General features: G+C 65.3%; 1 pseudogene. It reads left to right on the plus strand.

Going from position 1 to position 248, the window contains the following annotated elements:
• Positions 1-26: 26 nt before the first annotated feature.
• Positions 27-248: pseudogene (locus AC0IXA_RS27910) on the plus strand (YdcF family protein); the annotation flags it as partial.

The following is a 248-nucleotide window of genomic DNA, read 5'->3' on the forward strand; positions in this document are numbered from 1 at the left end:
GCTTCGGGCATCTTTGGAGATGCCCGATGCCCTTTCGCTATTTCATCAAACAACTTTTACTGCCGCCCGGCATTCTGTTGCTGCTGTTGCTGGCCGCCTGGTGGCTGCGCCGCTCGCGGCCGCGTCTGGCGGGTGTGTGTTTTGCCCTCGGCTGTGGCGGCCTGTGGCTGATGAGCCTGCCGGTGGGAGTGCAGTGGAGCGCCAAGGCGCTGGAACGAGAGCCGCCGCTGGCGCGGCAGGAATGGGCA

This window comes from Pseudomonas sp. AC083 (assembly GCF_979253165.1).